Here is a 24,954-nt window from a genome sequence, read left to right on the forward strand (position 1 = left end):
CCTCCATGCTGCGCGTACTGGCCGTCGACGACGAGAAACCGCTCCTGGAGGAACTCCTCTACCTGCTGCGCTCCGACCCCCGGATCAGCAGCGCGGAGGGCGCCTCCGACGCCACCGGAGCGCTTCGCCGGATCACCCGGGCGCTGGAGAGCGGACCGGAGGGACCCGACGGCATCGACGTGGTGTTCCTGGACATCCAGATGGCCGGACTGACCGGACTGGACATCGCCCGGCTGCTGACCGGGTTCGCCCGTCCCCCGCTGATCGTGTTCGTCACCGCCCACGAGGGCTTCGCCGTCCAGGCCTTCGACCTCAAGGCCGTCGACTACGTCCTCAAGCCGGTCCGTCCCGAGCGCCTGGCGGAGGCGGTCCGGCGGGCCCGCGCCCTGCTGGGCCGGCCGGACGGGGCGGAGCCGGAGACGGCCGCTGCCCGGGCCGGAGCCGCCGCCGGAGCCGGAGCCGCCGCGGGGGCCGGGGCCATCGAGCGCGGCCCGGAGCAGATCGCGGTCGAACTGGGCGGCGTCACGCGGTTCGTGGCGATCGCGGACATCGCGTACGTGGAGGCCCAGGGCGACTACGCCCGGCTGCACACCGACGAGGGCAGCCACCTGGTGCGGATCCCGCTGTCCACCCTGGAGGAGCGCTGGGCGGCCCGCGGGTTCGTCCGGATCCACCGGCGCCACCTGGTGGCACTGGGCAGGATCGACGAACTGCGCATGGACGCGGGGACCACGAGCGTGCGGGTGGGCTCGTCGGAACTCCAGGTCAGCCGCCGCCACGCACGGCACCTGCGGGACCTGCTGATGCGCCAGGCGACGGGCTAGCTTCCCTGGCCCCGCCGGGGCGAGGCCGCGGGCCACCGCATCCGGGCGCGTCCTGCCCCCGGATGCGGTACGGGCCGGATGCACCCATCCTGGAAAGGGGCGTCGAAGGAGCCGTTCRCAGCCGGAAGCGACCTCGCCCCGACCGTCACGCTCTTCCCACCCTTCCCGCTCTTCCCGCCCACGGGCGCTTCCCCTTCCGGCGTCCGCGAGATGCCCGGTCCAGGTGTCCATCGCCTTGCCTGGCCCGCCATGGCGCGCGCGGCCGGGGCCGTACCCCTGTTGACAACGGAGTCCGCGTCAGCACCGACGGCACCCCCGCCGGCTGCCGGCCGGGGCGAGCACAACGGCCGAAGGAGGAGTCGTGACGCGCACCCAGCGGACCGCCCGGCGCAGGACCGCCGCGAGCTCGGACTGAATCCCGTGGCCACCACCGGCACGAGGCCCGGCAGCGACCGCTCACCGGAACTGCTCTCCGCCGTGGCCCAGGTCCTCGGGCCCGGCGGCGAGGTGGCCGGAGCGGGCTTCCTGCTTTCCGAGGACGTCCTGGTCACCTGTGCCCATGTCCTGAGCGGGGCCGGCTCGGGCCCGGGCGAGCAGGTGCGGCTGGCCTTCCCCCACCTGGCCGGGGCGCCCCGGATCGTGGAGGGACGCGTCCTGGAGGGGCCGTGGCGTGCCCCCGAGGACGAGGACGTGGCCATCGTGCGCCTGAGCGGTACCGCGGAGGGCATGGAGGGGTTGCCCATGGGCGCCGCGGCAGGCTGCCGGGGCCACCCGGTGCGCTCGTTCGGGTTCCCCGCCCAGGCCCCGCCCGGCGGGCACTTCGGCTTCGGGGTGGCCGGCGATCTACTGCCGGCGGCCGCGGGCCGCGGCGTGCATCTGCAGTTGACCTCCGCCAACGACTTGACCACGGGTTTCAGCGGCGGTCCGGTCGTCGACGAGGTGACGGGTCTGGTCATCGGCATGCTCACCGAGATCGCCGCACCGGACCAGCACGAGAGGGGGCTCGGCATCGCCTACGTCACGCCCACGCAGGTGCTGCGGGAGGTGTGGCCCGAGCTGGCCGAGCGGGAGGTGTGCCCCTACCGGGGGCTGGAGCCGTTCACCGCCGAGCAGGCCCAGTGGTTCGAAGGCCGGGAAGGGGCCGTGCGGCAGGTGTTGGCGAACCTGGCCCGGCAGCAGCGGCTCACCCTGTTGCTCGGACCATCCGGTTCGGGCAAGTCGTCCCTGGTCGAGGCGGGTGTCCTGCCCGCGCTGGCCGCAGGCGAACTGCCGCAGAGCGACCGGTGGTTGCCCGTGGTCGCCCGCCCGAGGCAGGACCTGCTGGCCGAGCTGGAACGCGCCGGACTGCCCGGGGCCGCCACCGACGGGATCGCCGCGGCCGTCACCCGCAAGCTCGCGGCCGAACGCTCCTACCGGCGCGTCGTCCTGGTCGTCGACCAGTTCGAGGAGCTCCTCGTCCAGTCGGCGAGCGGCCTCCAGCACGAGCGCCGCCTGGCGGCCACGAACGAGATCACCGCAGCGGTCAAGTCACGTGCCGAGCTCAGCATCATCCTGATCATGCGGGACGACTTCTACCCCCAGCTGGCAGCCCTGGCCCGCATGTTCGAAGCGGCGATGCCAGGACTGCTCAACGTGCCGAGCGCCCTGAGCCAGCAGGACCTGCACGACATCATCACCCTGCCGGCCGAGCGCACGGGAGCACGCTTCCAGCCCGGACTGCCCGAGCAGATCATCAGCGACGTCCTGGCCACCACTCCCGAGGGCACCGCGTCCCGCGAGGCACCCGTGACCGTGCTGCCCCTGCTGGAGCTGACGCTCAGCCAGCTGTGGGAGCGGCGCCGGGACGGCTACCTCACGCATGAGGCGTACCGGCGCATCGGCGGCGTCACCGGCAGCCTGACCACGTGGTGCGACACCGCCATGGACGAGCTGCCCCCCGACCACCGCCCCGTCGCACAGCGGATCCTGACCTCCCTGGTGCGGCCGGCCGACCTGACCCACCACATCCCCGCCATCCGCGCACAGGTCCCCCTTCACGAACTGCGCGACCTGGCGGCCGACCCCGGCGCAGGGCCCGAGGGCGACGACGCGTTCGACGAGGTGCTGGCCGTCCTCACCCGCCACCGCATCATCACCACGCACACCCCCCTCGTTCCCGGGCACCCGGACGCCCCTGCGGGGCCGCCGGTCGCCGAGCTCATCCACGACGCGCTCATCCAGGACTGGGGCACGCTGCGCGAATGGGTCAGCCAGGACCACCGCTTCCAGGAGTGGTTCGACCACACCCGCGACCGGCGTGCCCGCTGGGCCGCGGGCAACGACCCCGGGGACCTGCTCGGAGGAACGGCCCTCGCCGAGGGCCTGGACTGGTCGCGGCAGCGGCGCCTGCCGAGTGACGTCGCGTCCTTCCTGACCGCGAGCCAGGAGCGCCAGCAGGCCGTCATCCGGCGCAGCAGACGTCTCAACGCGGTCCTGGCCACGTTGCTCGTCCTCGCGCTGCTCGCGGTGGGAGGTGCCCTCTGGCAATGGCGGACGGCCGTCACCCAGCGCCAGGAGGCCCTGTCCCGGCAGCTCGCCGCCCAGTCCAACACGCTCATGGGCGCGAACCCCGACCTCGCCGCACTGCTGGCCGTCCAGTCGTACCGCACCCACCGCACCCCCGAAGCCGTCGAAAGCCTGGCGTACAACGCGTCCGGCCCGCTGCGGCAGCGCTTGCCCGGCCATACGGACGAGGTGTGGTCGGTGGCGTTCAGCCCCGACGGACGCACCCTGGCCAGCAGCAGCGCGGACACGACGGTGCGGCTGTGGAACGTGGCGACCGGCACCACCCGCGCCACGCTCACCGGCCATGCGAAGGGAGTCGAATCGGTGGCGTTCAGCCCGGACGGACGGACCCTCGCCACCGGCAGCGACGACGACACGGTGCGGCTGTGGGACACGGCCACCGGAAAGACCCGCGCCAAGCTCACCGGCCACACGGACGACGTGTACGCGGTGGCGTTCAGCCCCGACGGACACACCCTCGCCACCGGCAGCCTCGACGACACGGTGCGACTGTGGGACACGGCCACCGGAAAAGCCCGCGCCAAGCTCACCGGCCACACGGACGACGTGTACGCGGTGGCGTTCAGCCCCGACGGACACACCCTCGCCACCGGCAGCAACGACAAGACGGTGCGGCTCTGGGACGCGGCCACCGGAAAACACCTCGGCACGCTCACCGGCCACACCGACCTCGTGTATGCGGTGGTGTTCAGCCCCGACGGACGCACCCTCGCCACCGGCAGCTCCGACGAGACCGTACGGCTGTGGAACACGGCCACCGGAAAGCTCCGCCACACCCTCACCGGCCACACCGACGAGGTCACGTCGGTCGCGTTCAGCCCCGACGGACGCACCCTCGCCACCGGCAGCGCCGACCACACCGTCCGGCTGTGGGACACGGCCACCGGCGCGGCCCGCACCACGCTGGCCGGGCACGTCGGCGAGGTGTACGCGGTTGCGTTCAGCCCCGACGGGCGCACCCTCGCCACCGGCAGCGCCGACCACACCGTGCGGTTGTATGACATGGCCACCGGTACGAACCGCCCCGCGCTGACCGGCCACAAGGACTGGGTGAACTCGGTGGCGTTCAGCCCCGACGGGCGCACCCTCGCCACCGGCAGCGGCGACAACACCGTCCGGCTGTGGGACGCGGCCACCGGAAAGCTCCGCCGCACCCTCACCGGCCACACCGACCCGGTGACCTCGGTGGCGTTCGGCCCCGACGGCCGCACCCTCGCCACCGGCAGCGACGACAACACCGTCCGGCTGTGGGATCCGGCCACCGGAAAGCTCCGCCACACCCTCACCGGCCACACCGCCTGGGTGCAGTCGATGGCGTTCAGCCCCGACGGGCGCACCCTCGCCACCGGCAGCGACGACAAGACGGTGCGACTGTGGAACACGGCCACGGGCAAGGCCGGCAACGCGTCCACCGGCTACCCGGACGAGGTGTGGTCGGTGGCGTTCAGCCCCGACGGGCACACCCTCGCCATCGCCAGCGGCGACAACACCGTGCGACTGTGGGACACGGCCACCGGCATCACCCAGGCCACGCTGACGGGCCACAACGAACCGGTGGCGGCGGTGGCGTTCAGTCCCGACGGCCGCACCCTCGCCACCGGAAGCCGTGACCACACCGTGCGGCTGTGGAACGTGGCGACCGGCAAGACCCGCACCACGTTGTACGGCCACGTCTACGCGGTGACCTCGGTGGCGTTCAGCCCCGACGGGCGCACCCTCGCCACCGGCAGCGACGACTGGAGCATCTGGCTGTGGGACGTGGCCACCGGCAAGGCGCGCGAGAAGTTCTCCGGCCACCAGGGCGCGGTGCTGTCGGTCGCGTTCAGCCCGGACGGGCACACCCTCGCCAGCGGCAGCGCCGACGAGACCGTACGGCTGTGGGACGTCCTCTTCCAGCCCGCGGCGGCGATCCAGAGGATCTGTCATGCCGTCAACCGTGACCTCACCGCGCAGGAACGGTCCACCTACCTTCCGGGCCACGCGGCCGGTGCGGTGTGTCCCTCCCGCTGATGCCGGAGCCCGACCGCCCGGCGTACCGATGCGCCGTTCGTCGCGCCACGGGGGGCGTACGGCGATCCGCCGGGCCCGTCGGCCGCAGCGCCCGCCGAGCCGCCCGCCCGTGGCGCGGGCCGCGCGTATCGTGTGATCTTCCGGCCCGGGAGGAGCGAGATGTCCGAGATCCAGGCGTTGTTGGACGCGCTGACCGGACTTCCCCGGACCCGTGCCGACGGGCCCGCCGAGGCCGAGGCGCTGCTCGCCCGGCTGCGCAGCGCGGCCGCCCGCTGGGCGGAGGTCCTGTACGAGGCGCAGGAGGGCACCCGCGGGCAGTTGCCGCCCCGGGTGGAGGCGGCCCTGACCCTTGCCTTCCGGCGCGCGGAGGAGTCGTACGTGGAGCTGGAGATCGCCCTGCGCGACTGCGCGCAGCACCACGATCCGGTGCTCTGACCAGCGAGCCGCGACCCGCCGGAACCCCCGCGCAGGTGCCCGGTTCGCGCCTGTCGCCGGGGACGGGCGGCTGCGTAGACTCCGGAGGCTTCCCTCCCCTCCCCCGTCGAAGGACCTCCGGTGAACCAGACGTACGCGCTGACCGCGGTCACCGTCGTCGTCCTGGTCACCGTCCTCGTCGGGGCGCTGGGCCTGCGGATATCGCGGACCACCTCCGACTTCTACGTCGCCTCCCGCACCGTGGGCCCCCGCCTCAACGCGGCCGCCATCAGCGGGGAGTACCTCTCCGCCGCCTCCTTCCTCGGGGTGGCCGGGCTGGTGTTGCTCCAGGGGCCGGAGATGCTCTGGTACCCCGTCGGCTACACCGCCGGCTACCTGGTGCTGCTGGTGCTGGTCGCGGCCCCGCTGCGGCGCTCGGGCGCGTACACGCTGCCCGACTTCGCCGAGGCCCGGCTCCGGTCGCGGGCGGTGCGCAGGATCGCGGTGCTGTTCGTGCTGGGCGTGGGCTGGCTGTACCTGCTGCCGCAGTTGCAGGGGGCCGGGCTGACGCTGGAGGTGCTGACCGGGGCCCCGCACTGGGTGGGCGGGGTGGTCGTGGCCTTCGTGGTCACGGCGGCCGTCGCCGCGGGCGGCATGCGCAGCATCACCTTCGTGCAGGCGTTCCAGTACTGGCTCAAACTCACCGCACTGCTGGTGCCGGCCTTCTTCCTGATCGCCGCCTGGGCCGGGGACGGCGCTCCGCGCGCCTCCTTCGACGCCCCGGCCGTCTTCCGCGACCACACCGCCGTCACCCTGGGCGAGGACGTACGGCTCTCGGTGGACGCGCCGCTCACCGTGACGGTGACGGGCCGGGTGGACGGCGCCGACCACGCCGGGGTCCCGGTGACCCTGGAGAGCGGCCGGCACTCCGTCGCGGCCCGCACCCGCCTGGAGTTCGCCCCCGGCAGCGTGGTCCCGGACTCCCACTCCGGCCCCGGCCCGGACGCTCCCGGCTGGTCGAAGGCGCTGTCCGGCGGGGAGCACCGGCTGTACGCCACCTACGGGCTGATCCTGGCCACCTTCCTCGGCACCATGGGCCTGCCGCACGTGGCGGTGCGCTTCTACACCAGCCCCCACGGGCGGGCCGCCCGCCGCACCACGCTCGTCGTGCTGGGCCTGCTCGGGGTGTTCTACCTGCTGCCCCAGGTGTACGGGGCGCTGGGCCGGATCTACGCACCCGAGCTGGCGCTGACCGGGGACGCGGACGCCGCGGTGCTGGTGCTCCCGGAACGGATGCTGGGAGGGCTGCTCGGGGACCTGCTGGGGGCGCTGCTGGCCGGGGGCGCGTTCGCCGCGTTCCTGTCGACGGCCTCGGGGCTGACCATGGCGGTGGCCGGGGTGCTGCACCAGGACGTGCTGCCCCGGCGCGGGGTGGGAACGTTCCGGCTCGCCGTGGCGGTGGCGATGGCGGTGCCGCTCGCGGGCGGGATCATGACCACCGACGTGCCGGTCGCCGACGCCGTCGGGCTGGCCTTCGCGGTCTCGGCGTCCTCCTTCTGCCCGCTGCTGGTCCTCGGCATCTGGTGGCGGGGGCTGACCCCGCCCGGGGCCGTGGCCGGGCTGCTCACCGGGGGCGGTGCGGCGCTGGGCGCGGTGGTGGCCACCCGATCCGGGCTGGTCCCGGCGGGCTGGGCCCACGCGCTGCTGGCCTGGCCCGCGGTGTGGTCGGTGCCGCTGGGCTTCCTGACGATGGTGACGGTGTCGCTGGCGACCCGGTCCCGCATCCCGGCGGGGACGGCCGCCGCGCTGGCCCGGCTGCACCTGCCCGAGGACGTGGCCGGTGAGCGGGCCGCGGGGGGCGCCCGGTGAGCGGGGCGGCGCTCGTGGTGCCGGCGCTGGCGGCCGCGGCCCTGCTGCTGGGGCTGGGCTGGGCCGCGGGCCGGTGGCACGCCGGGCGCGCGGAGCGGGCCGCCGGGCCGGACCTGGGCACCCCGGTGGAGCGGGCCACCTTCCACACCCTGCACACCGCTTCGCTGGCCGCTCCCCCGCTGCGGGCGGGGCTCACCGAGGACGCCGCCCGCAAGGCCGCCCGGCGGCTGCGCTCGCTGCTGGGCACCGAGGCGCTGTGCCTGACCGACCGCGAGGCCGTGCTGGCCTGGGACGGGCCGGGCGCCGACCACCACCAGCGGCGGGCGATGGCGCGGGTGGCGGTGATGCTGGAGTCCGGGCGCAGCCAGAGCGTGCGCACCGAGTGCCAGCGGCCCGGCTGCCCTTTGAAGTGGGCGGTGTTCGCCCCGCTGACGGGCGAGGACGGGCTGCTGGGGGCGCTGGTCGCCTACGGGTCGCGGGAGTCGGCGGTACTGGTGCGGGCCGCGACGGAGGTGGCGCGCTGGGTCTCCGTACAGCTGGAGCTGTCGGAGCTGGACCGGGCGCGGACGCGGCTGATGGAGGCGGAGATCAAGGCGTTGCGGGCGCAGATCTCCCCGCACTTCATCTTCAACTCGCTCGCCGCGATCGCCTCGTTCGTGCGGACCGATCCGGAGCGGGCGCGGGAACTGCTGCTGGAGTTCGCGGACTTCACCCGCTACTCCTTCCGCCGGCACGGCGAGTTCACCACCCTGGCCGAGGAGTTGCGTTCGATCGAGCGGTACCTGGCGCTGGCGGGGGCCCGGTTCGGGGACCGGCTGAAGGTGACCTTGCAGGTGGCGCCCGAGGTGCTGCCGGTGGCGCTGCCGTTCCTGTGTCTGCAGCCGCTGGTGGAGAACGCCGTCAAGCACGGGGTGGAGGACTCCACCGGGGAGTGCCGGATCACCATCGCCGCCCGGGACGCCGGCGCGGAGGCGGTGCTGACCATCGAGGACAACGGCGTCGGGATGGATCCGGCGCTGCTGCGCCGGATCCTGGCCGGGGAGCGCCCGGAGGCCTCCTCGGGGATCGGGCTGACCAACGTCGACGAGCGGATGCGCCAGGTCTACGGGGACGCGCACGGGCTCGTCATCGAGACGGGGGTCGGCGCCGGCTTGAAGGTCACCGTTCGGATTCCCAAATACCGTGCGGGCGTGCACCCTTCGGGCCCGGGAAGGGGTGGAAGGCGAGCCGAGGGGGCCGGGCCGTGGCATCCCGCGGACGGCCCGGCCTGACCGGACGGCCCGGCCTGACCCGAGGGGCGGCCTGACCCGAGGGGCGGCCGCCGCCCGGGTCGGGCGGTCACCTTCCCCGGCTGTCGCCGGAGGTGTCGCACAGCGCCCGGTCGACGAGGTCGCTGCCGGCCCGGTGCTGCCGGAGCGTTTCATCGGGGTCGTTGAAGCTGGTGGACATGGAGACGGTGACGGCGCGGGCGCCGTCGTCGGTGGCGCCGTTCAGGGTGATGTAGCCGGCTTCGCCCCCTTCGTGGCTCCAGTAGCTGCCGCCGCAGGTCAGGGGGCGGCTGACCAGGCCGAGGCCGTAGCGTCCTCGACCCGCTTGTCGACGGGGACGGTGTGCCGCATCTCGGCCATGCGCGCCCCGGACAGCAGCCTGCCGCCCAGCAGTGCGCGGAAGAAGCGGTTGACGTCCTCCGTGGTGGAGACGTAGCCGCCGAGGTCGGGGACGATCTGTTCGGTGACGTCGGTCCGTTCGCGACCTTCCGCGACGAGGGCATTCGCGCCGCCCTCCGGGCCCGCCGCGAGCGCCCCGGACTTCCCGTCCTGGTCCTGTCCCAGTACGTGGAGCAGGAATACGCCGGCCGCCTCCTCTCCGACAGCCGCGGCGGCATCGGCTATCTGCTCAAGGACCGGGTGAGCCGGATCGCGGAGTTCACCGACGCACTGCGCCGCGTGGCCGCCGGCGGCACGGCCATGGACCCCGAGGTCATCGCCCGGCTCCTCGCCGTCCGCAGCGATCCCGTCGACGCCCTCACCCCCCGCGAGCGCGAGGTCCTGGCGCTGATGGCCGAAGGGCACGACAACGCCACCATCGCCCAGCGGCTGTTCGTCACCGACAACGCCGTCCACAAGCACATCGGCGGCGTCTTCCTCAAACTCGGCCTGTCGGCCGGCGACAGCGGCCACCGCCGGGTACGCGCCGTCCTGGCCTACCTCCGTCGCCACGGCGGCACCGAACCCGGTCCCGGTTGAGTACGGGACCGGTGAGCGGCGGCGCGCAGCCGGAGCGGCGGCCCCGCCGGACACGAGGCCGCCGGTCCGGGTACGCCGGTGGCCCCGGCCGCCCTGACGGGGCGGGCCGGGGCCACCGGGACGGGGACTAGCTCCAGCTGGCGTGCAGCGGCTTGCCCTCGGCGTAGCCCGCCGCGGACTGGATGCCGACGACCGCCTTCTCCTCGAACTCCGCGAGGGAGCCGGCACCGGCGTAGGTGCAGGAGGAACGGACACCCGCGATGATCGAGTCGATCAGGTCCTCCACGCCCGGCCGCGTCGGGTCGAGGAACATGCGCGAGGTGGAGATGCCCTCCTCGAACAGCGCCTTGCGGGCGCGGTCGTAGGCCGACTCCTCGGAGGTCCGGTTGCGCACGGCGCGCGCCGAGGCCATGCCGAAGGACTCCTTGTACAGGCGGCCGTCGGCCGACTGCTGGAGGTCGCCCGGGGACTCGTACGTACCGGCGAACCAGGAGCCGATCATGACGTTGGAGGCACCGGCGGCGAGCGCCATGGCCACGTCGCGCGGGTGGCGGACGCCGCCGTCGGCCCACACGTGCTTGCCGTACTTCTTCGCCTCGGCCGCGCACTCCAGCACCGCGGAGAACTGCGGGCGGCCCACGCCGGTCATCATGCGGGTGGTGCACATGGCGCCGGGGCCCACACCGACCTTGATGATGTCGGCGCCGGCGTCGATGAGGTCCTTGACGCCCTCGGCGGCGACGATGTTGCCGGCCACGATCGGGACCTGCGGGTCCAGCGCGCGGACGGCCTTGATCGCGCTGATCATCGATTCCTGGTGGCCGTGGGCCGTGTCGATGACGAGCGTGTCCACGCCGGCGTCGAGCAGCTGCTTGGCCTTGCCCACGAAGTCGCCGTTGATGCCGACGGCGGCGGCGATGCGCAGCTTGCCGTTGGCGTCGGTGGCCGGGGTGTACAGGGTCGCGCGCAGGGCGCCCTTGCGGGTGAGGATGCCGACGAGGCGGCCGTCCTTGTCGACGGCGGGGGCCAGCTTGCGGTGGCCGGCGTCGAGCTGGTTGAAGGCGTCGCGCGGGTCCATGTCGGCGTCGATGAGCAGCAGCTCCTTCGACATGACCTCGGAGAGCTGGGTGAAGCGGTCGACGCCGCTCAGGTCGTGGTCGGTGACGACGCCGACCGGGCGGCCCTCGGAGTCGACGACGACGCCCGCGCCGTGCGCCCGCTTGGGCAGCAGGGACAGCGCGTCGGCGACGGTCTGGGTGGGCGCCAGGATGATCGGCGTGTCGAGCACCAGGTGGCGGGTCTTCACCCAGGAGATGACGTCGGTGACGACCTCGATCGGGATGTCCTGGGGGATGACGACGATTCCACCGCGGCGCGCCACGGTCTCCGCCATCCGGCGGCCCGCGATGGCGGTCATGTTCGCCACGACGAGCGGAATGGTCGTGCCGGTGCCGTCGGGCGAGGAGAGGTCGACGCCCTGGCGGGAGCCGACCGCGGAGCGGCTCGGCACCATGAACACATCGTCGTACGTCAGGTCGTACGGCGGCTTCAGGTCATTGAGGAAACGCACGTGCTGAACTTCCCAGTCGATCGGAGGTACCTCGACGGGTCAGCCGAGGAAACGCACGTACTTCATTCTCCCATGTCCGGGGGTTCATGCCGCCCGGGCCGATCGTCCAGGACATACCGGGCCGCCTGGTCGGTTCCTACGGGACCTTGGTCCCGGGGCCCCGGAAGGAGGCCGTCCGGTGCAGGGGCCGGAGGCCTCCGGTGAGGGGTGTGGCGGGGGCCCCGTGGCGCAGGGCGGTGAACTCGGCGGCGATGGACAGGGCCGTCTCCTCGGGGGTGCGCCCGCCCAGGTCCAGGCCGATCGGTGATCTGAGCCGGGCCAGCTCGGCCTCGGTCACCCCCTCGGCGCGCAGCCGGGCGGCCCGCTCGGTGTGGGTGCGGCGCGAGCCCATGGCGCCGACGTAGGCCAGCGGCAGCCGCAGGGCCAGCGCGAGGACGGGTACGTCGAACTTGGCGTCGTGGGTCAGTACGCACACGGCCGTACGGGTGTCCAGGCGCCCGGCGGCGTGTTCCGCGGCGAGGTGCCGGTGCGGCCAGTCCACGATCACCTCGTCGGCGCCGGGGAAACGCTGCGGGGTGGCGAAGACGGGCCGGGCGTCGCACACGGTGACCCGGTGCCCGAGGAAGGCCCCCATCCGCGCCAGGGCGGAGGCGAAGTCGATGGCCCCGTAGACGATCAGCCGGGGCGGTGCGGCGGCGGATTCGACGAGGAGGGTCAGCGGCTCCCCGCACAGCCCGCCGGCGGTGCCCAGCTCGGCGGTGCCGGTGCGCCCGGCGAGCAGCAGGGCCCGTACGCGTTCGGCGGCGGCCCGGTCCAGGGCCGCGCCGCCGCTGAGGCCGCCCACGCAGGTGCCGTCGGCGTGGACGGCCAGGGCCTGCCCGGACTGTCCGGGCGGGCCGCTGACGACGCGGGCGAGGGCGACCCCGGCCCCGTCGGCGGCGGCGTCGAGCACGGAGCCGAGCACGGGCCGTACGGGGTCCTGTCCGCGCACCGGGGTGACCAGCACGTCCAGGATCCCGCCGCAGGTCAGCCCTACCGCGAAGGCGTCGTCGTCGCTGTAGCCGAAGCGGTGCACGCCGCCCTTGCCGGAGGCGATGGCCTCCAGGCACAGCTCGTGCACGGCCGACTCCACGCAGCCTCCGGAGAGGGAGCCGAGAGCGGTGCCGGCGGCGTCCACGGCCAGGGAGGCGCCCGGTCCGCGCGGCGCGCTGCCGCTGACGGAGACCACGGTGGCCAGCGCGAACTCCCGCCGCTCCGCGCACCAGGTCCGCAGGGCCGCGGCGATGTCGAGCATCAGCGGATGACGGCGCGTCGCGGCGACTGCCCGGGGATCAGCGGTCGCGGGGGCAGGACGGCGGGCGGTCTGGCGGCCGGTGCGCCCGTGTAGCGGGCGGGGGCGGACGTCAGGGGCACGGGGTCGGGGTGCCGGCCGCCGGTGCTGAGCAGCCGGGCGGCGTGGGCGACGCTCGCGAGGGTGGCGTGGTGGTGCCAGCCACGGAAGGAGCGGCCCTCGAAGTCCCGGATGCCGACGGGTTCGCAGGTCTCGGTGAAGTCCAGCGTCACCCGGTCGGTGAGTTTGGCGAGCAGGAAGAGCTGGGCGAGGGGCCGGTCGCCGATGTTGGTGATCCAGAACTCGGAGGGCAGCAGGGCGGCTTCGGTCCAGGCTCCCACGAGCAGCAGCGGGGTGGGCGGTGCGGGCACGGGCCGGTCCTCGGCGGGGGTGGCGAGGATGGGGGCCGAGGTGAGCAGGGTCACCGCTCCCTCGGCGCGGCCGTGCCGGGTCCATTCGACGACCCGGCGCTGGGAGCGCAGCGAGTCGATGAGCTCGCGGGCGGGCGCGGTGTGCGGCCCGGGCTTGTGGCGGCCCGCGCCGCCGAAGGAGACGGGCAGGGAGCCGTCGACCTTGAGGACGAAGGGGATGTCCTGGAGGGCGAAGGCCTCGATGGTCTGGGGCAGGTCGGTGTTGGAGACCTCCATGACGACCGGGCGGCGCTGGAGCTGCCAGGTCGCGGCCATGCGCTGGACGGCGTGGACGGCGTCCTGGGCGGGGGTGAGGGAGCGTGCGGTGTCGGGGATGCCGGCCCGGCGGCGGCGCAGCAGTTCGCTGGTCCAGGGCCCGGGGAGGGTGAGGGTCCATTCGACGGGGAAGCTGGCCTCGCTGGAGGCGAGCCAGATCCCGCCCGCCTGCTGACAGTTGGCGGTGCGGCCGAGCTGGGGGACGAACTGGCGGCCGACTCCGACGGAGCGGTCGCCGGCCTTCTCGATGACCATGGGCTGCACGACCCAGGCCAGCGGACGCTGGGCGGTGCGTTCCAGGTGCTGGGCGAGCGAGCGGCGTACGGGGGTCCAGTCCCAGGGGGACTTGCTGATGAACTGCTGGAGGCTCTGCTCGACGGAACTGGCCCCTGTTCCGGCGATGTTACGGATTGTTTTCTTCCCGGTGGTCCGCACCAGACCGTTCAGATAAACGCGGGCCCAGTTTCGCTGGTCCCGCCGGGGTAAAGATTCGAAGAAAAGCGAGATCAGTACGTCGATCAAATCGGAGATTTCCTTGATGGAATCCTCCGGCAGGACTACCCGAGCCATCTGGTGCCTCCCCCGCGACCAGCTAGATCCTTTACCCTACTTGACCGCACAGAACGGCCGTAGGTCCGGGCGGCTACTTCCTGAGGTCGCCGGCAGATTCGAGCCGCTCTTCCTCTACCACGAGCGGGATGGGGATCTGGTTCGCCGCATAGTAGAGCGCGATCAGAAAGTGTGCGACGAGAGTGAGGGGTGCCGAAAAGAAGGACAGAAGGACGGTCAAGGGGTAGGCGACCGCGCCCAGTCCGAATCGCACCCGGGTGGCCCGGGCGCCCTCTTTGTCGACCTTTTCGTGGAAGAGGTGACCGACCTGGGTGACGTACCACCAGAAGCCCAGGAAGGCGAGAGCGTACACGACGGTCCACGAACTATAGAGGATCGCGGCCACGTTGGCCGATTCCCCGTCCATGAGGTGCTCGGCGAGGACGTTGGTCGTGTACGGAATCACCGACACCACCATCAGCACCAGGAGATTCAGGAACAACAGCGGTCGGTCAACCCGCTTGAGGTGACTGAAGATCGTGTGGTGATTCACCCACATCACGCCGATGATGAGGAAACTCACGAGATATGCGGCGTAGTGCGGCCATTGCCCCCAGAGTCCGTGCCACAGGGCCGAGCCCTGCTCTTCCGGAACCTTTAACTCCAGCACCAGAATGGTGATCACGATGGCGAATACGCCGTCGCTGAACGCCTCCACCCGGTTGGTTTCCTGCTCCATGGCCCGCGGCCTCCCCTTCACCGAATCATTCACGTGTGCGGGGAGGGCCCACGCCCTGCACCCTCCCCGCACACGCTACCCAGGAAAGGGCCGTCAGCCGCCGAATCCGGCGGTCTGGCGCCAGATCCGGCCATCGCGGACCACCAGTGTCCCGAACGCGTGCTCCGGCTCGCCGTTCAGGTTCATGATCGCCCGATAGAAGATGGTGTCCTCCGTCTCGATGTACTCCTGCAGTTCGACCAGCGTGGGCTTCACCGTGAGGTATCCGGTGAACGTCTCGCGAACGGCCTCGATGCCGACGGAGGCGCCCTCGAAGCGCAGCAGGACGGCGTCCTCCGTGTAGTTCTTCATCACCGCGTCGATGTCCAGCGCTGCCAGCGCCTCCATCTGGCGGACGAAGACGGGGTGCAGCGTGGCGATGTCGTACTTGGCCATGTTCGACTCCCTTTCCTGACATCCGGCTGACAGCGGGTCGGCCGGCACGGGTACGTGGTGACGGATGTGCTGGTGACGGACGGGTGGACGACGGACGGGTCGGCGGCTGACCGGCCGGTCACGAACCGGCCGGTCACGGGCGGGCCGGCGCTCTCAGCCGGTGGCGGCCGGCGCGAGCGGCAGGCGGACGACCATCCGGGTCTCGCCCGGACGGGAGCGGGCCGTGATCGACCCGTGGTGGCGCTGGGTCACGATGCGGTAGCTGAGGTGCAGCCCCAGGCCCGTGCCCTTGCCCACGTCCTTGGTGGTGTAGAAGGGCTCGAAGATCCGCGGCAGGACGTCCTCGGGGATCCCCCGCCCGGTGTCGGTGATCTCCACGACCATGCAGACCCCCTCGGCGCGGGCCCGCAGCGTGAGCACGCCCGCGCCCTCCATCGCCTCGGCGGCGTTGTCGACCAGGTTGGTCCACACCTGGTTCAGCTCGCCGGGATAGCCCGTGAGATCGGGCAGCTCCGGGTCGTAGGCGCGCACGATGGTGATGCCCCCCAGCTTGGACCGCAGCACGACCAGGGTGTTCTCCAGGCCGTCGGTGACCGCGAACCGCTGCTCGGGGGCCCGGTCGAGGTTGGCGTAGTCCCGGGTGGCGGCCACCAGCTGGGAGATCCGGGGGCCCGCGGCACGCAGTTCGGCGGCCAGCGAGCGGGCCTCCAGCAGCGCCGCCAGGTGGTCCAGGGCGGCGGGCAGGGCGCTCCCGCCGACCTCCTGCAGCCGCGCCGGCAGCCAGTCCGGCTCCAGCCCCAGGTCGGCGGCCCCCGAACCGAGCAGGCCGGGACGTTCGGCACCGGACGCCGCGGCCCAGTCGGCGATCTCCTCCTCGGCGTCCGCCTGGGCGAGCGGATCGCTGGTCCCGGGCGGCGGGAGCTTGTCGAGTTCCCCGGCGAGGCGGTCCAGTACGGAACGCTCCGCGCCCGTGGCGGCCGCGCCCCACGCGTACGCGGTCCCGGTCAGCCGCTCCAGGGCGGGCTCCAGTTCCTGCGCGGCCCGCGCCACGGCGGCGGCCGGGTTGTTCAGCTCGTGCGCGAGCCCCGCGGCGAGGGTGCCCAACGCCTCCACGGTGGCCCGCTTGCGCGCCTGGACCTCGGAGGACTTGATCCGCCACGCCAGGACGGGCAGCAGCACGGCCGCCACTCCGTGGCAGCGGGTCAGCATCTCGAAGAACACCGGCTTCGGGTAGGCCACGACGGTCGTCGCCGGCCCGCTGGCGGCCGCGGTGGCCACGTAGGAGCCCTCCGTCAGCAGGGGCAGCTCCCCGGTGAAGCGGTGGGCGGCGGAGGGTTTGCCGTCGTGCTCCTCGGCGGCGGCCCCGCCCTCCTCGGTGGAGTGCCGGGTCAGCACCTCCTCCCGGCCGTCGACGACCTTGGTGACCACGAGCCCGCCGGAGAGCAGGACGTGGAAGCCGGTCGCCTCGTCCCCGTCGCGGAAGAGGACCTCCCCGTCGCCGAGGACCCGCGGTTCGGAGACCGAGACGAGCCAGTCCAGCTGTTCCCCGGTGAGCCCCGCGAAGATCTCCAGCCCGTACAGGGCGGACCTCAGCTCCGTGGCGTCCATCGCCGCTCCGGTCACACCGTGCTCCCCTCTGCCCTGGTGCGGGAGGCCAGCCGCAGGGTCGTGAACAGGGCCAGCGCGCACACTCCGGCGACGGCGGCCATGAAGCCGACCGAGGTGCGGTGCAGGCCGTGGATATTGGTCAGCAGTCCGGCGAGGACGGCCGGAACGCTCATGGCGAGGTACGCGAACACGTAGACGGCGGCGGTCAGTTCGCCGCGGTGCTCGGGCTCGGCGAGTGCGCTGAGCGCACGGAAGGAGCCGAGGAAGGCGGCCCCCCAGCCGCTGCCGAGGACGGCCGTGGCGACGAGGAACACGGCCGGCGAGCCCAGGCCCAGCGCGAGCAGCACCAGGGCGAGGCCGAGGAGCAGCCCGATCAGGCCCAGTACGGCGGTGCGCAGCGCCTCGGTGCGGCCCAGCAGCAGCTGGGCCGCGGTGGCCGCACCCGCGAGCAGGGCCACCGTGGCGCCGCCGGCGAGGTAGTTGGTGCTGTGGAGCAGGGAGAGGGCCAGGTGCGGGCCCAGGGACAGGTAGAACCCGCCGACCGTCCACACGGCGACCACGGTCAGCACCAGCACCGCGAACCGCCCGCGCGCGGCGGCGGGCACCCTGATCCGGCGCGGCACCACCCGGAGCCGGCCGCCCGCCCCGGGAGCGCTCTCGGCCATGCGCGCCACGCCGACCAGGGTGATCGCGAAGGCCCCGACCAGCAGCAGGTAGCTGAGCACGGTGGGCGCGGGCGCGCACTGGACGAGGAGTCCCGCCCCGAGCCCGCCGAGGCCGATGCCGACGGTCGGTCCCGCGCTGTTGACCTGGGCGCCGAGCGCGGGCCGCGAGCGCGGGCTCAGTTCCAGCAGGGCCGCGCCCATCGCCCCGGTGGCCAGGCCCACCGCCAGCCCCTGGACGGCGCGGGCGGCGAGCAGCAGGCCCAGTCCCCCGGCCCCGGCGAACAGGCCCATGGAGACGATCGCCAGGACCAGTGCGGCTCCGAGGACCGGCCGGCGGCCCACGGTGTCGGAGAGGGAGCCGAACAGCAGCAGCCCGGCGAGCACGGTGACGGCGTAGGCGGCGAAGACCACCGTGACCGTCCCCGAGGACAGGCCCCACCTCTCCTGGTAGAGCACGTAGAGGGCGGAGGGCACGGAGGAGGAGAGCATCAGCAGGACGAGGACGGTGCCCACCACCCAGAAGCCCGACGGTCTGGCCGCGCCGCCCGGGGCGGCCGCGCGGGCGGCCCGGTGGTCCACCGTGCCTCCTGTGGTCGTCGTCTCGGTCGGTTCGGCCATGGCGTCTACTCCCCTCCTCCTGGTGCCCGGCGGGCGGTCAGGCGGTGATCCGGGCCGCCCTCGCCAGCGCGCGGGCGGTGAGCACGCCCGCGAGGTGGCCCAGGTATTCGGCCGAGGTGCCGCGCCCGGGGACGAACAGCTCCCGGGGCTCGGCGCGGAAGGCCGCGAGCACCGCCTCCGTCGTGTACGGGCCGCCGCGCAGCCGGTCCTCGACCCCGCGCAGGCGCAGGGCGCGGGGGGTGGCTCCGGTGACGGCGATCCGGGGGCCGTCGGCGGTGATCCGTGCGGAGGCCGCGCACAGCGGGTAGCGGGTGGCCCGGTCGGCGGTCTTCTCGAAGGCGGCGGCCGGGCCGGCGGCGGGCACCAGCAGGGCGGTGAGCACCGATCCGGCGGGCACCCCGCTGGCGGTGAACTCCTCGGCGCCCACCCGGGTGCGCCCGCCGGGGCCGGCCAGTTCCACCTCGGCGCCGGCGGCGAGGGCGGCGACCGGCAGGTCGGTCGGCCGGCCCTGGACCGCCAGGTTGCCGCCGGTGGTGCCGAGGTTGCGGACCTGGGGGTCGCCGTTGGCGCGGGCCGCGGCGGCCAGCTCCGGCGCCCCGTCCCGCACCAGGGGGTGCGCGGCGAGTTCGGCGAGGGTGGTCAGGGCCCCGATGCGCAGGGTCCCGTCGGCGCCGGAGATCCCCCGCAGCTCCTCCAGGTGGCGTACGTCGACCAGCAGCCGGGCGCGGTCGGTTCCGGCGCGCAGGCCGGGCAGCAGGCTCTGGCCGCCTGCCAGCACCCGGGCGCCGGGCCCGGCGAGCAGGTCCAGGGCCTCGTCGAGGCGCAGGGGGCGGACGTAGTCGAATTCGGTGAGGATCACTGCGTCTCTCCCTGCAGGCGGCGCCACACCTTCTCGGGGGTGAGCGGCATGTCGATGTGCCGGACGCCCAGGTCGGAGAGGGCGTCGACGACCGCGTTGACCACCGCGGCGGCGGGCGGCACGGTGGCGATCTCGCCGGCCCCCTTGGCGCCGAGCGGGTTGTGCGGGGAGGGCGTGACGGTCCGGTCGAGGGCGAAGAAGGGGACGTCGGCGGCGCGCGGCAGGGCGTAGTGGTTCAGGTCGGAGCTGATCAGGATGCCGTTCTCGTCGTACTCGGCCGCCTCCATCAGCGCCTGGCCGAGGCCGTGCACGATGCTGCCCTCGATCTGGCCGGTGACGATCTTCGGGTTGCCGATGTTGCCGGCGTCGTCGACGGCGGTGTACGCCACCACCTCGGTCTCCCCGGTGAGTTCGTCGACCTCGACGACGGCGACGTGCGTGCCGAAGGGGTAGTTGAAGTCCGGCGGGTCGAAGTGCGTGGTCTCGTCGAGGGCCGGCTCGATCTCCGGGGGCAGTCCCCAGCCGTACCACATGGCCATGGCCAGTTCGGAGAAGGTCTTGGTGTTCGCGGGGTTGCCGTCCTCGTGGACGCCGCCGCCCCGGTAGACGACCTTGTCCTCGGGGACGCCCAGGAAGACGGCTCCGGCCTTGACCAGTTTGGCCTTGATCTTGCGGGCGGTGAGGGCGACGGCGGGGGCGGCCATGCTGTAGGAGCGGGAGCCGTAGGTGCCCTGCCCGTACGGGGCCTTGAGGGTGTCCCCCTCGTACACCTGGACCTGGGAGGGGTCGATGCCCAGCTCGTCGGCGGCGACCATCGCGAAGACGGTGTGGTGGCTCTGGCCGGTGGAGGCGGAGCCGACGGTGACGGTGACCTCGCCGGTGGGGTGGACGCGGATGTTCGCGCTCTCCCAGGTGCCGCCGAGCATGCCCTCCTTGGACATCCGGGTGGAGGGGCCGACCCCGCAGATCGCGACGTAGGTGGCGATGCCGACGCCGAGCCGCTTGCCGCGGGTGCGGGCCTCGGCCTTGCGGGCGGGCATGTCGGCGTAGCCGGACAGTTCGATGGCCCGGTCGAAGTTCGGCAGGTAGTTCCCGGAGTCGTAGGTCCAGCCCAGACCGTTGTCGTACGGGAACTCCTCCTTCGGCACCAGGTTCTTGCGCCGGACCTCCGCCGGGTCCATGCCGATCTCCCCGGCGTAGCGGTCGACGAGGCGTTCCATCAGGAAGGCGGCCTCCGCGCGCCCGCTGCCGCGCTGGGCGCCGAGCGAGACGGTGTTGGTGAAGGCGGCGTAGACCTCGCAGAAGGCGGCGTCGACGGCGTACATGCCGGTGATGGAGCGGCCCATCAGGGCGGTGGCGACGCCGGGGCCGATGGTGGAGGGGTAGGCGCCGAGGTTGGCGTAGCTGGTGCAGCGCACGGCGGTGATGCGGCCGTCGCGGGTGCCGGCGAGGGTGACGTGCTGGCGGTGGTCACGGCCCTGGACGGTGGAGTTCATCAGCCCGGTTCGGGTGTCCACCCATTTCACGGGCCGGCCGAGCGCCTTCGACAGGAGCAGGACGAGCGCCATGTCGGGGTAGAGGTAGCCCTTGGTGCCGAAGCTGCCGCCGACGGTGGGGGCGATCACCCGGAGCTTGTTGAAGGGGATGCCGAGGACCAGGGCGGAGAGCAGGAAACGGTGGTTGTGCGGGCCCTGGGTGGTGGCGTAGAGGGTGTACTCGCCGGTGGTGGCGTCGTAGTCGCCGACCGCGCCGCGCGGCTCGATGGGGCTGTTGATGGTGCGCTGGTTGACCAGGTCGAGCTCCACCGTGACCTCGGCTCCGGCGATGGCCGCGTCGGTGCGGTCCTTGTCGCCGCAGGTCCAGTACGCGTTCAGGTTCCCGGGGACGGCCTCGTGCAGCTGCGGCGCGCCCTCGGCGAGCGCCGCGTCGGCGCGGGTGACCACGGGCAGCGGCTCGTACTCGACGGAGATCGCGGCGAGCGCGGCGGCGGCCTGGCGCGGGGTCTCGGCGACGACCACGGCGATGGGGTCGCCGACGTGGCGGACGGCGTCGCCGGTGAGGACGGGGCGGGCGCCGGGCAGTCCGTAGGGGTGGGGCGGGAAGTGGCTCTCGACCCCTCCGGGGATCCAGATGCACGGCAGCGGCATCACATCGGTGAAGTCGGCGGCGGTGGCGACCTTGAGGACGCCGGGCATCTGTTCGGCGGCCTTGGTGTCGATGGAGAGGAGCTTCGCGTGGGCCACCGGGCTGCCGAGGATCGCCATGTGGGCGGTGCCCGGCAGGTCGATGTCCGCGACGTACGTGGCCTCACCGCGCAGCAGCCGCGGGTCCTCGCGGGCGTCCATCGGCTGCCCGAGGACGGCGTGCTCCGCGGGCTCGGCCGCGGTCGCGGGCGCCTCGTCCCGCACGGCCGTGGCTGCTTCGGCGGCGGCGTCGCGCACCGCGGTGGTGTCCCCGCCTGCTGTGGCGTCCTGCACGGCTGCGGCCCCGCCGGTCACGGCGGTCTCCCCCGTCACTGCGGTCATCTCCCTCAGCCCTCCCGTCCGGGCGCGCCGGCCGCGGCCGTTCCCGCCGCCTCGGCGGCGGGGGCGCAGGCGCGCTGTACCCCGCGGACCACGCTGTGGTAGCCGGTGCAGCGGCACAGGTTGCCGGTGAGCCACTCGCGGATCTCGGGCTCGGTGGGAGCCTCGCCGCCGGCGGTGGTCTCGACGAGCTCGCCGAGGGCCATGACCATGCCGGGGGTGCAGAAGCCGCACTGGGTGCCGTGCTCCTGGCGCAGGGCCTCCTGGAGGCCGGTCAGCTCTCCGCCCCGCTCGGCCACGCCCTCGATGGTGGTGACCTCCGAGCCGGCGGCCGCGGCGGTGAGGATCAGGCAGCTCTTGACCGACCTGCCGTCGAGCCGGACCACGCAGGTCCCGCACTGGCCGGTGTCGCAGCCGACCTTGGTGCCGGTGAGCCCGAGTCCGTCGCGGAGCCGCTCCACGAGGAGTTCGTTGGGCTGCGCCGCGAAGCGCTCCGGTCTTCCGTTCACGTTCAGGTTCAGGTTCAGGTTCAGATCCATGCGAGCGCCTGCGCTTCCGTGAGCGACCGGTTGTAGAGGGGACCGCCGGGCTGCTGGAGAATTCCTCCGGAGTGCAGCGGGCCGGTGTCGACGGGCACGAATCCGAGGTCCGTGATGATTCCCGCGACGATTTCCTTCGCCTTCGCGTCGTCGCCCGCCGTGAAATGGGCCAGGCGCTCGGACGGCTGCCTGCCGGGGGCGGTCCCGGCGACGGCGAGGGTCTCGAAGTACATGGTGTTCAGGGATTTCACGACCCGGGCGCCGGGGTACCACTGGGCGACCAGTTCGCTGGAGCCGCGGCCCGTCGGGTCGGCGGCGGTTCCGGGGCCGTCGAAGGCGTTGGTGGCGTCCACCAGCACCTTGTCCTGCACGACGTGCGGGGGCAGCAGCCCCCGCACGGTGGCGAAGGGCACCATCAGCACCAGGAGGTCGGCCTGCCCGGCCGCCTCGACGGGGCGTCCCGCCGCGGCGCCGGGTCCGAGCTCGGCCAGCAGCGGGGCGAGCGATCGCGGCCCGCGCGCGTTGGCGAGGACGACCTGGTGGCCCGCCGCCACGGATCCTGGCGAGGGTCGAGCCGATCCGCCCGGTGCCGATGATGCCTGTCCGCATGAGGACTCCTCGATCGGGGGTCCGGCCGGGTGGACCTCAGTCCATTCCGATCCAGACCGACTTGGTCTGCGTGTAGCTCTCCAGGGATTCCGGTCCGCACTCGCGTCCGTAGCCGGAGGCCTTGTAGCCGCCGTAGGGCACGGAGGGGTCGTACTGGTTGTAGCAATTCACCCAGACCGTGCCCGCCTTGATCTGCGAGGCGACCCGGTGGGCCCGCCGCAGGTCCTTGGTGTGGACCCCGGCGGCGAGGCCGTACGCGCTGTCGTTGGCGATGCGTACGGCGTCCTCCTCGGTGTCGAAGGGGATGATCGACAGGACGGGGCCGAAGATCTCCTCCTGGGCGATCCGCATGGAGTTGTCGACCCCGGTGAAGACGGTCGGCAGGAAGTACAGGCCCCGGCTGGAGGCGCCCTCGGGGGTCCAGCCGGCGCCTCCGGTGCGCAGTACCGCGCCTTCCTTCTCGCCGACCTCGATGTAGGAGCTGACCTTGTCGAACTGGCCCTGGTGGGCCAGTGGTCCGAAGAGGGTCCCGGGGTCGCGCGGGTCCCCGGGCTTGAGGTCGGCGGCCCGGCGCACCAGGCGTTCGACCATCTCGTCGTGGATGGGGCGGTGCAGCAGCAGCCGGGAGCCGGCGGTGCAGATCTCGCCCTTGTTGTAGTAGATGCCGAAGAAGGCGAGTTCCTCGGCGGCGTCGAGGTCGGCGTCGGCGAAGACGATGTTGGCGGACTTGCCGCCGAGTTCCATCGTCACCTTCTTCAGGGTGCCGGCCGACTTGCGGATGATCGACTGGCCGACCGCGGTGGAGCCGGTGAAGGCGATCTTGTCGATGCCGGGGTGGGCCGTGAGGGTCTCCCCCAGTTCCACGCCGGGACCGGTGATGACGTTCAGCACCCCGTCGGGGATCTCCGCCTCCTGGAAGAGTTCGGCGATCTTCAGGGCGGTGAGCGGGGTGGCCGGGGAGGGCTTGTGGACGACGGTGTTCCCCGCCGCGAGGGCCGGGGCGATCTTCGTCATCGACAGCAGGAGCGGGAAGTTGAAGGGCGTGATGGCGCAGACGACGCCCAGCGGTTCGCGCAGCGTGTACGCGAGCTGTCCGCCCGCCGGGGCCCGGGAGGACCCGTCGACGCGGGTGACCGCGCCGGCGTAGTAGTGCATCAGCTGGGCGGCCATGGGGGCGTCGACGGTGCTGGAGAAGGCGAACGGCTTGCCCATGTCCACCGTCTCCAGCAGCGCGATCTCCTCCAGGTCCCGCTCGATCAGTTCGCCGACCCGGTTCAGCCGCAGCGCGCGCTCCTGGGCGGAGAGCCGGCTCCAGGGACCTTCCTCGTAGGCCGTGCGCGCCGCCGTGACGGCGGCGTCGGCGTCGGCCGCGGAGGCCTGGGCCACCGGAACGATCTCCTGTCCGTCGATCGGGCTGACGTCCGGTTCGGTACGTCCGTCCCGGGCCGGGATCCATCTGCCGCCGATGAACAGCTTCCCGGGGTTGGCCAGAGGTCGGTCGCTGAGCACGCGCTGGGTCATGGCTGCACCTTCCGGTGTCGCGGGGGCTAGCCCTGGTCGAGCTGCTTCAGGAACGTCTCGGCGAGGGCCTTGGAGGAGTACGGGTTCTGGCCGGTGGTGAGCCTGCGGTCCACCACCACGTGCGAGTCCCAGATCGCTTCGGCCTTCTCGTAGCGGGCGCCGAGTCTGGTGAGTTCGGCCTCCAGGATCAGCGGGAGCCGGCCGGCCATGTTGGTGACCAGTTCCTCGGCGTGCGAGAAGGCGGTCATCCGGTAGCCCTCGAACGGCCAGCGGCCCTCGCCGTCGCGCAGGGACAGGAGCGCGGTGTGGCCGTGGCAGACCGTGGCGAGCGGCTTGTCCCGATCGATGGCCCAGCGCAGCAGCTGGGCGAGTTCGTCGGACTTGGGCAGGTCGCCGATGGCCCCGTGGCCGCCGCTGATGTAGATGCCGTCGTAGTCGGCGACGTCCTTCTCGCCGAGGGATTCCAGGGCGATGGGGTGCTGGAGCTGGGGGGTCTGCCCGATGACGCGGACGTACTCGGCGGCGTTGGCCGCGTCCTCGTCCGGGGAGCCTTCGGGCCGCACCCACCGCAGGAAGCCGGGGTCGATGCTGGTCCGGTCGACCGTGGGTGCCACGCCCCCGATCGTCGCCACGTCCACGGCGTGGCCGGCGGCCCGGAAGAGGGCATAGGGAACGACGAATTCCTCGGCCCAGAATCCCGAGGGATGCTGTTCCCCGTCCAGGAGATGAAGCGTGGCCTTTGCCGTCATGACGACGAGAATCTTCATGATTCTCTC

At 73.0% G+C, this 24,954-nt stretch carries 19 protein-coding genes; 6 read left to right on the forward strand and 13 right to left on the reverse strand.

The annotated features are described in order from the left end of the window. Positions 1 to 5 precede the first annotated feature (5 nt). The 6 genes from AB4039_RS08290 (at position 6) to AB4039_RS08315 (ending at position 9,928) form a co-directional block, all read left to right on the forward strand. Entirely contained in the window at positions 6 to 824 is an 819-nt protein-coding gene (locus AB4039_RS08290; protein ID WP_266837812.1) for a LytR/AlgR family response regulator transcription factor, read from the forward strand. A gap of 420 nt (positions 825 to 1,244) precedes the next feature. Next, entirely contained in the window at positions 1,245 to 5,399 is a 4,155-nt protein-coding gene (locus AB4039_RS08295; protein ID WP_442270402.1) for an nSTAND1 domain-containing NTPase, read from the forward strand. A 159-nt stretch (positions 5,400 to 5,558) separates the two neighbouring features. After that, the gene (locus tag AB4039_RS08300; RefSeq protein WP_266837816.1) at positions 5,559 to 5,834 is read left to right on the forward strand and encodes a hypothetical protein; all 276 of its coding nucleotides are present in this window, start codon (positions 5,559 to 5,561) and stop codon (positions 5,832 to 5,834) included. Positions 5,835 to 5,954: 120 nt separating this feature from the next. Beyond that, positions 5,955 to 7,682, forward strand: coding sequence for a sodium/solute symporter (locus AB4039_RS08305; RefSeq protein WP_442270403.1), 1,728 nt, complete (start codon positions 5,955 to 5,957; stop codon positions 7,680 to 7,682). After that, on the forward strand, positions 7,679 to 8,953 hold the full coding sequence (locus AB4039_RS08310; RefSeq protein WP_266837820.1) for a histidine kinase: 1,275 nt from the start codon (positions 7,679 to 7,681) through the stop codon (positions 8,951 to 8,953). Before AB4039_RS08305 ends, AB4039_RS08310 begins: the two co-directional genes overlap by 4 nt. A gap of 339 nt (positions 8,954 to 9,292) precedes the next feature. After that, positions 9,293 to 9,928, forward strand: a complete 636-nt coding sequence (locus AB4039_RS08315; protein WP_442270404.1) for a LuxR C-terminal-related transcriptional regulator — start codon at positions 9,293 to 9,295, stop codon at positions 9,926 to 9,928. Positions 9,929 to 10,055: 127 nt separating this feature from the next. Here the strand turns inward: AB4039_RS08315 and AB4039_RS08320 are convergent, their stop codons facing one another. The 13 genes from AB4039_RS08320 to AB4039_RS08380 form a co-directional block, all read right to left on the reverse strand. Beyond that, positions 10,056 to 11,519 carry a GuaB1 family IMP dehydrogenase-related protein gene (locus AB4039_RS08320; protein ID WP_266841493.1) on the reverse strand — a complete coding sequence of 488 codons (1,464 nt, stop codon included), beginning with the start codon at positions 11,517 to 11,519 and terminating at the stop codon, positions 10,056 to 10,058. 115 nt (positions 11,520 to 11,634) lie between these two features. Further along, positions 11,635 to 12,792: an XdhC/CoxI family protein gene (locus AB4039_RS08325; protein ID WP_266837828.1), complete on the reverse strand. Its 1,158-nt coding sequence runs from the start codon at positions 12,790 to 12,792 to the stop codon at positions 11,635 to 11,637. Continuing rightward, a complete protein-coding gene (locus AB4039_RS08330) occupies positions 12,792 to 14,084 on the reverse strand; it encodes an IS701 family transposase (protein ID WP_266837830.1) in 1,293 nt (430 codons plus the stop codon). Before AB4039_RS08330 ends, AB4039_RS08325 begins: the two co-directional genes overlap by 1 nt. Before the next feature lie 73 nt (positions 14,085 to 14,157). Continuing rightward, positions 14,158 to 14,802, reverse strand: a complete 645-nt coding sequence (locus tag AB4039_RS08335) for a TMEM175 family protein (RefSeq protein ID WP_266837832.1) — start codon at positions 14,800 to 14,802, stop codon at positions 14,158 to 14,160. Positions 14,803 to 14,895: 93 nt separating this feature from the next. After that, entirely contained in the window at positions 14,896 to 15,237 is a 342-nt protein-coding gene (locus AB4039_RS08340) for a nuclear transport factor 2 family protein (protein ID WP_266837834.1), read from the reverse strand. Between the two features lie 153 nt (positions 15,238 to 15,390). After that, entirely contained in the window at positions 15,391 to 16,860 is a 1,470-nt protein-coding gene (locus AB4039_RS08345; RefSeq protein ID WP_266837836.1) for an ATP-binding protein, read from the reverse strand. Continuing rightward, positions 16,857 to 18,128, reverse strand: coding sequence for an MFS transporter (locus tag AB4039_RS08350; protein ID WP_442270405.1), 1,272 nt, complete (start codon positions 18,126 to 18,128; stop codon positions 16,857 to 16,859). The genes AB4039_RS08345 and AB4039_RS08350 overlap by 4 nt, the downstream gene beginning before the upstream one ends. 37 nt (positions 18,129 to 18,165) lie before the next feature. After that, positions 18,166 to 18,987 carry an FAD binding domain-containing protein gene (locus AB4039_RS08355; RefSeq protein ID WP_442270406.1) on the reverse strand — a complete coding sequence of 274 codons (822 nt, stop codon included), beginning with the start codon at positions 18,985 to 18,987 and terminating at the stop codon, positions 18,166 to 18,168. Continuing rightward, positions 18,984 to 21,512: a xanthine dehydrogenase family protein molybdopterin-binding subunit gene (locus tag AB4039_RS08360; protein ID WP_442270407.1), complete on the reverse strand. Its 2,529-nt coding sequence runs from the start codon at positions 21,510 to 21,512 to the stop codon at positions 18,984 to 18,986. Before AB4039_RS08360 ends, AB4039_RS08355 begins: the two co-directional genes overlap by 4 nt. A 5-nt stretch (positions 21,513 to 21,517) precedes the next feature. Next, positions 21,518 to 22,048, reverse strand: a complete 531-nt coding sequence (locus AB4039_RS08365) for a (2Fe-2S)-binding protein (RefSeq protein ID WP_442270408.1) — start codon at positions 22,046 to 22,048, stop codon at positions 21,518 to 21,520. After that, the gene (locus tag AB4039_RS08370; protein ID WP_442270409.1) at positions 22,039 to 22,602 is read right to left on the reverse strand and encodes an NADPH-dependent F420 reductase; all 564 of its coding nucleotides are present in this window, start codon (positions 22,600 to 22,602) and stop codon (positions 22,039 to 22,041) included. Before AB4039_RS08370 ends, AB4039_RS08365 begins: the two co-directional genes overlap by 10 nt. A 91-nt stretch (positions 22,603 to 22,693) precedes the next feature. After that, complete coding sequence (locus tag AB4039_RS08375) at positions 22,694 to 24,178, reverse strand: aldehyde dehydrogenase family protein (protein ID WP_266837848.1); 1,485 nt, start codon at positions 24,176 to 24,178, stop codon at positions 22,694 to 22,696. A gap of 26 nt (positions 24,179 to 24,204) precedes the next feature. After that, a complete protein-coding gene (locus AB4039_RS08380) occupies positions 24,205 to 24,945 on the reverse strand; it encodes a type 1 glutamine amidotransferase domain-containing protein (protein WP_266837850.1) in 741 nt (246 codons plus the stop codon). Between the last annotated feature and the right edge of the window lie 9 nt (positions 24,946 to 24,954).

The sequence above is a fragment of the Streptomyces sp. M-16 genome, assembly GCF_052114405.1.
Classification (GTDB): domain Bacteria; phylum Actinomycetota; class Actinomycetes; order Streptomycetales; family Streptomycetaceae; genus Streptomyces.

Excerpts from the sequence above, each read along its gene's own strand:
- AB4039_RS08290 (WP_266837812.1), top strand. The coding sequence starts at position 6 with ATGCTGCGCGTACTGGCCGTCGACGACGAGAAACCGCTCCTGGAGGAA.
- AB4039_RS08300 (WP_266837816.1), top strand. The coding sequence starts at position 5,559 with ATGTCCGAGATCCAGGCGTTGTTGGACGCGCTGACCGGACTTCCCCGG.
- AB4039_RS08325 (WP_266837828.1), bottom strand. The coding sequence starts at position 12,792 with ATGCTCGACATCGCCGCGGCCCTGCGGACCTGGTGCGCGGAGCGGCGG.
- AB4039_RS08330 (WP_266837830.1), bottom strand. The coding sequence starts at position 14,084 with ATGGCTCGGGTAGTCCTGCCGGAGGATTCCATCAAGGAAATCTCCGAT.
- AB4039_RS08335 (WP_266837832.1), bottom strand. The coding sequence starts at position 14,802 with ATGGAGCAGGAAACCAACCGGGTGGAGGCGTTCAGCGACGGCGTATTC.
- AB4039_RS08340 (WP_266837834.1), bottom strand. The coding sequence starts at position 15,237 with ATGGCCAAGTACGACATCGCCACGCTGCACCCCGTCTTCGTCCGCCAG.
- AB4039_RS08350 (WP_442270405.1), bottom strand. The coding sequence starts at position 18,128 with ATGGCCGAACCGACCGAGACGACGACCACAGGAGGCACGGTGGACCAC.
- AB4039_RS08360 (WP_442270407.1), bottom strand. The coding sequence starts at position 21,512 with ATGACCGCAGTGACGGGGGAGACCGCCGTGACCGGCGGGGCCGCAGCC.
- AB4039_RS08365 (WP_442270408.1), bottom strand. The coding sequence starts at position 22,048 with ATGGATCTGAACCTGAACCTGAACCTGAACGTGAACGGAAGACCGGAG.
- AB4039_RS08375 (WP_266837848.1), bottom strand. The coding sequence starts at position 24,178 with ATGACCCAGCGCGTGCTCAGCGACCGACCTCTGGCCAACCCCGGGAAG.
- AB4039_RS08380 (WP_266837850.1), bottom strand. The coding sequence starts at position 24,945 with ATGAAGATTCTCGTCGTCATGACGGCAAAGGCCACGCTTCATCTCCTG.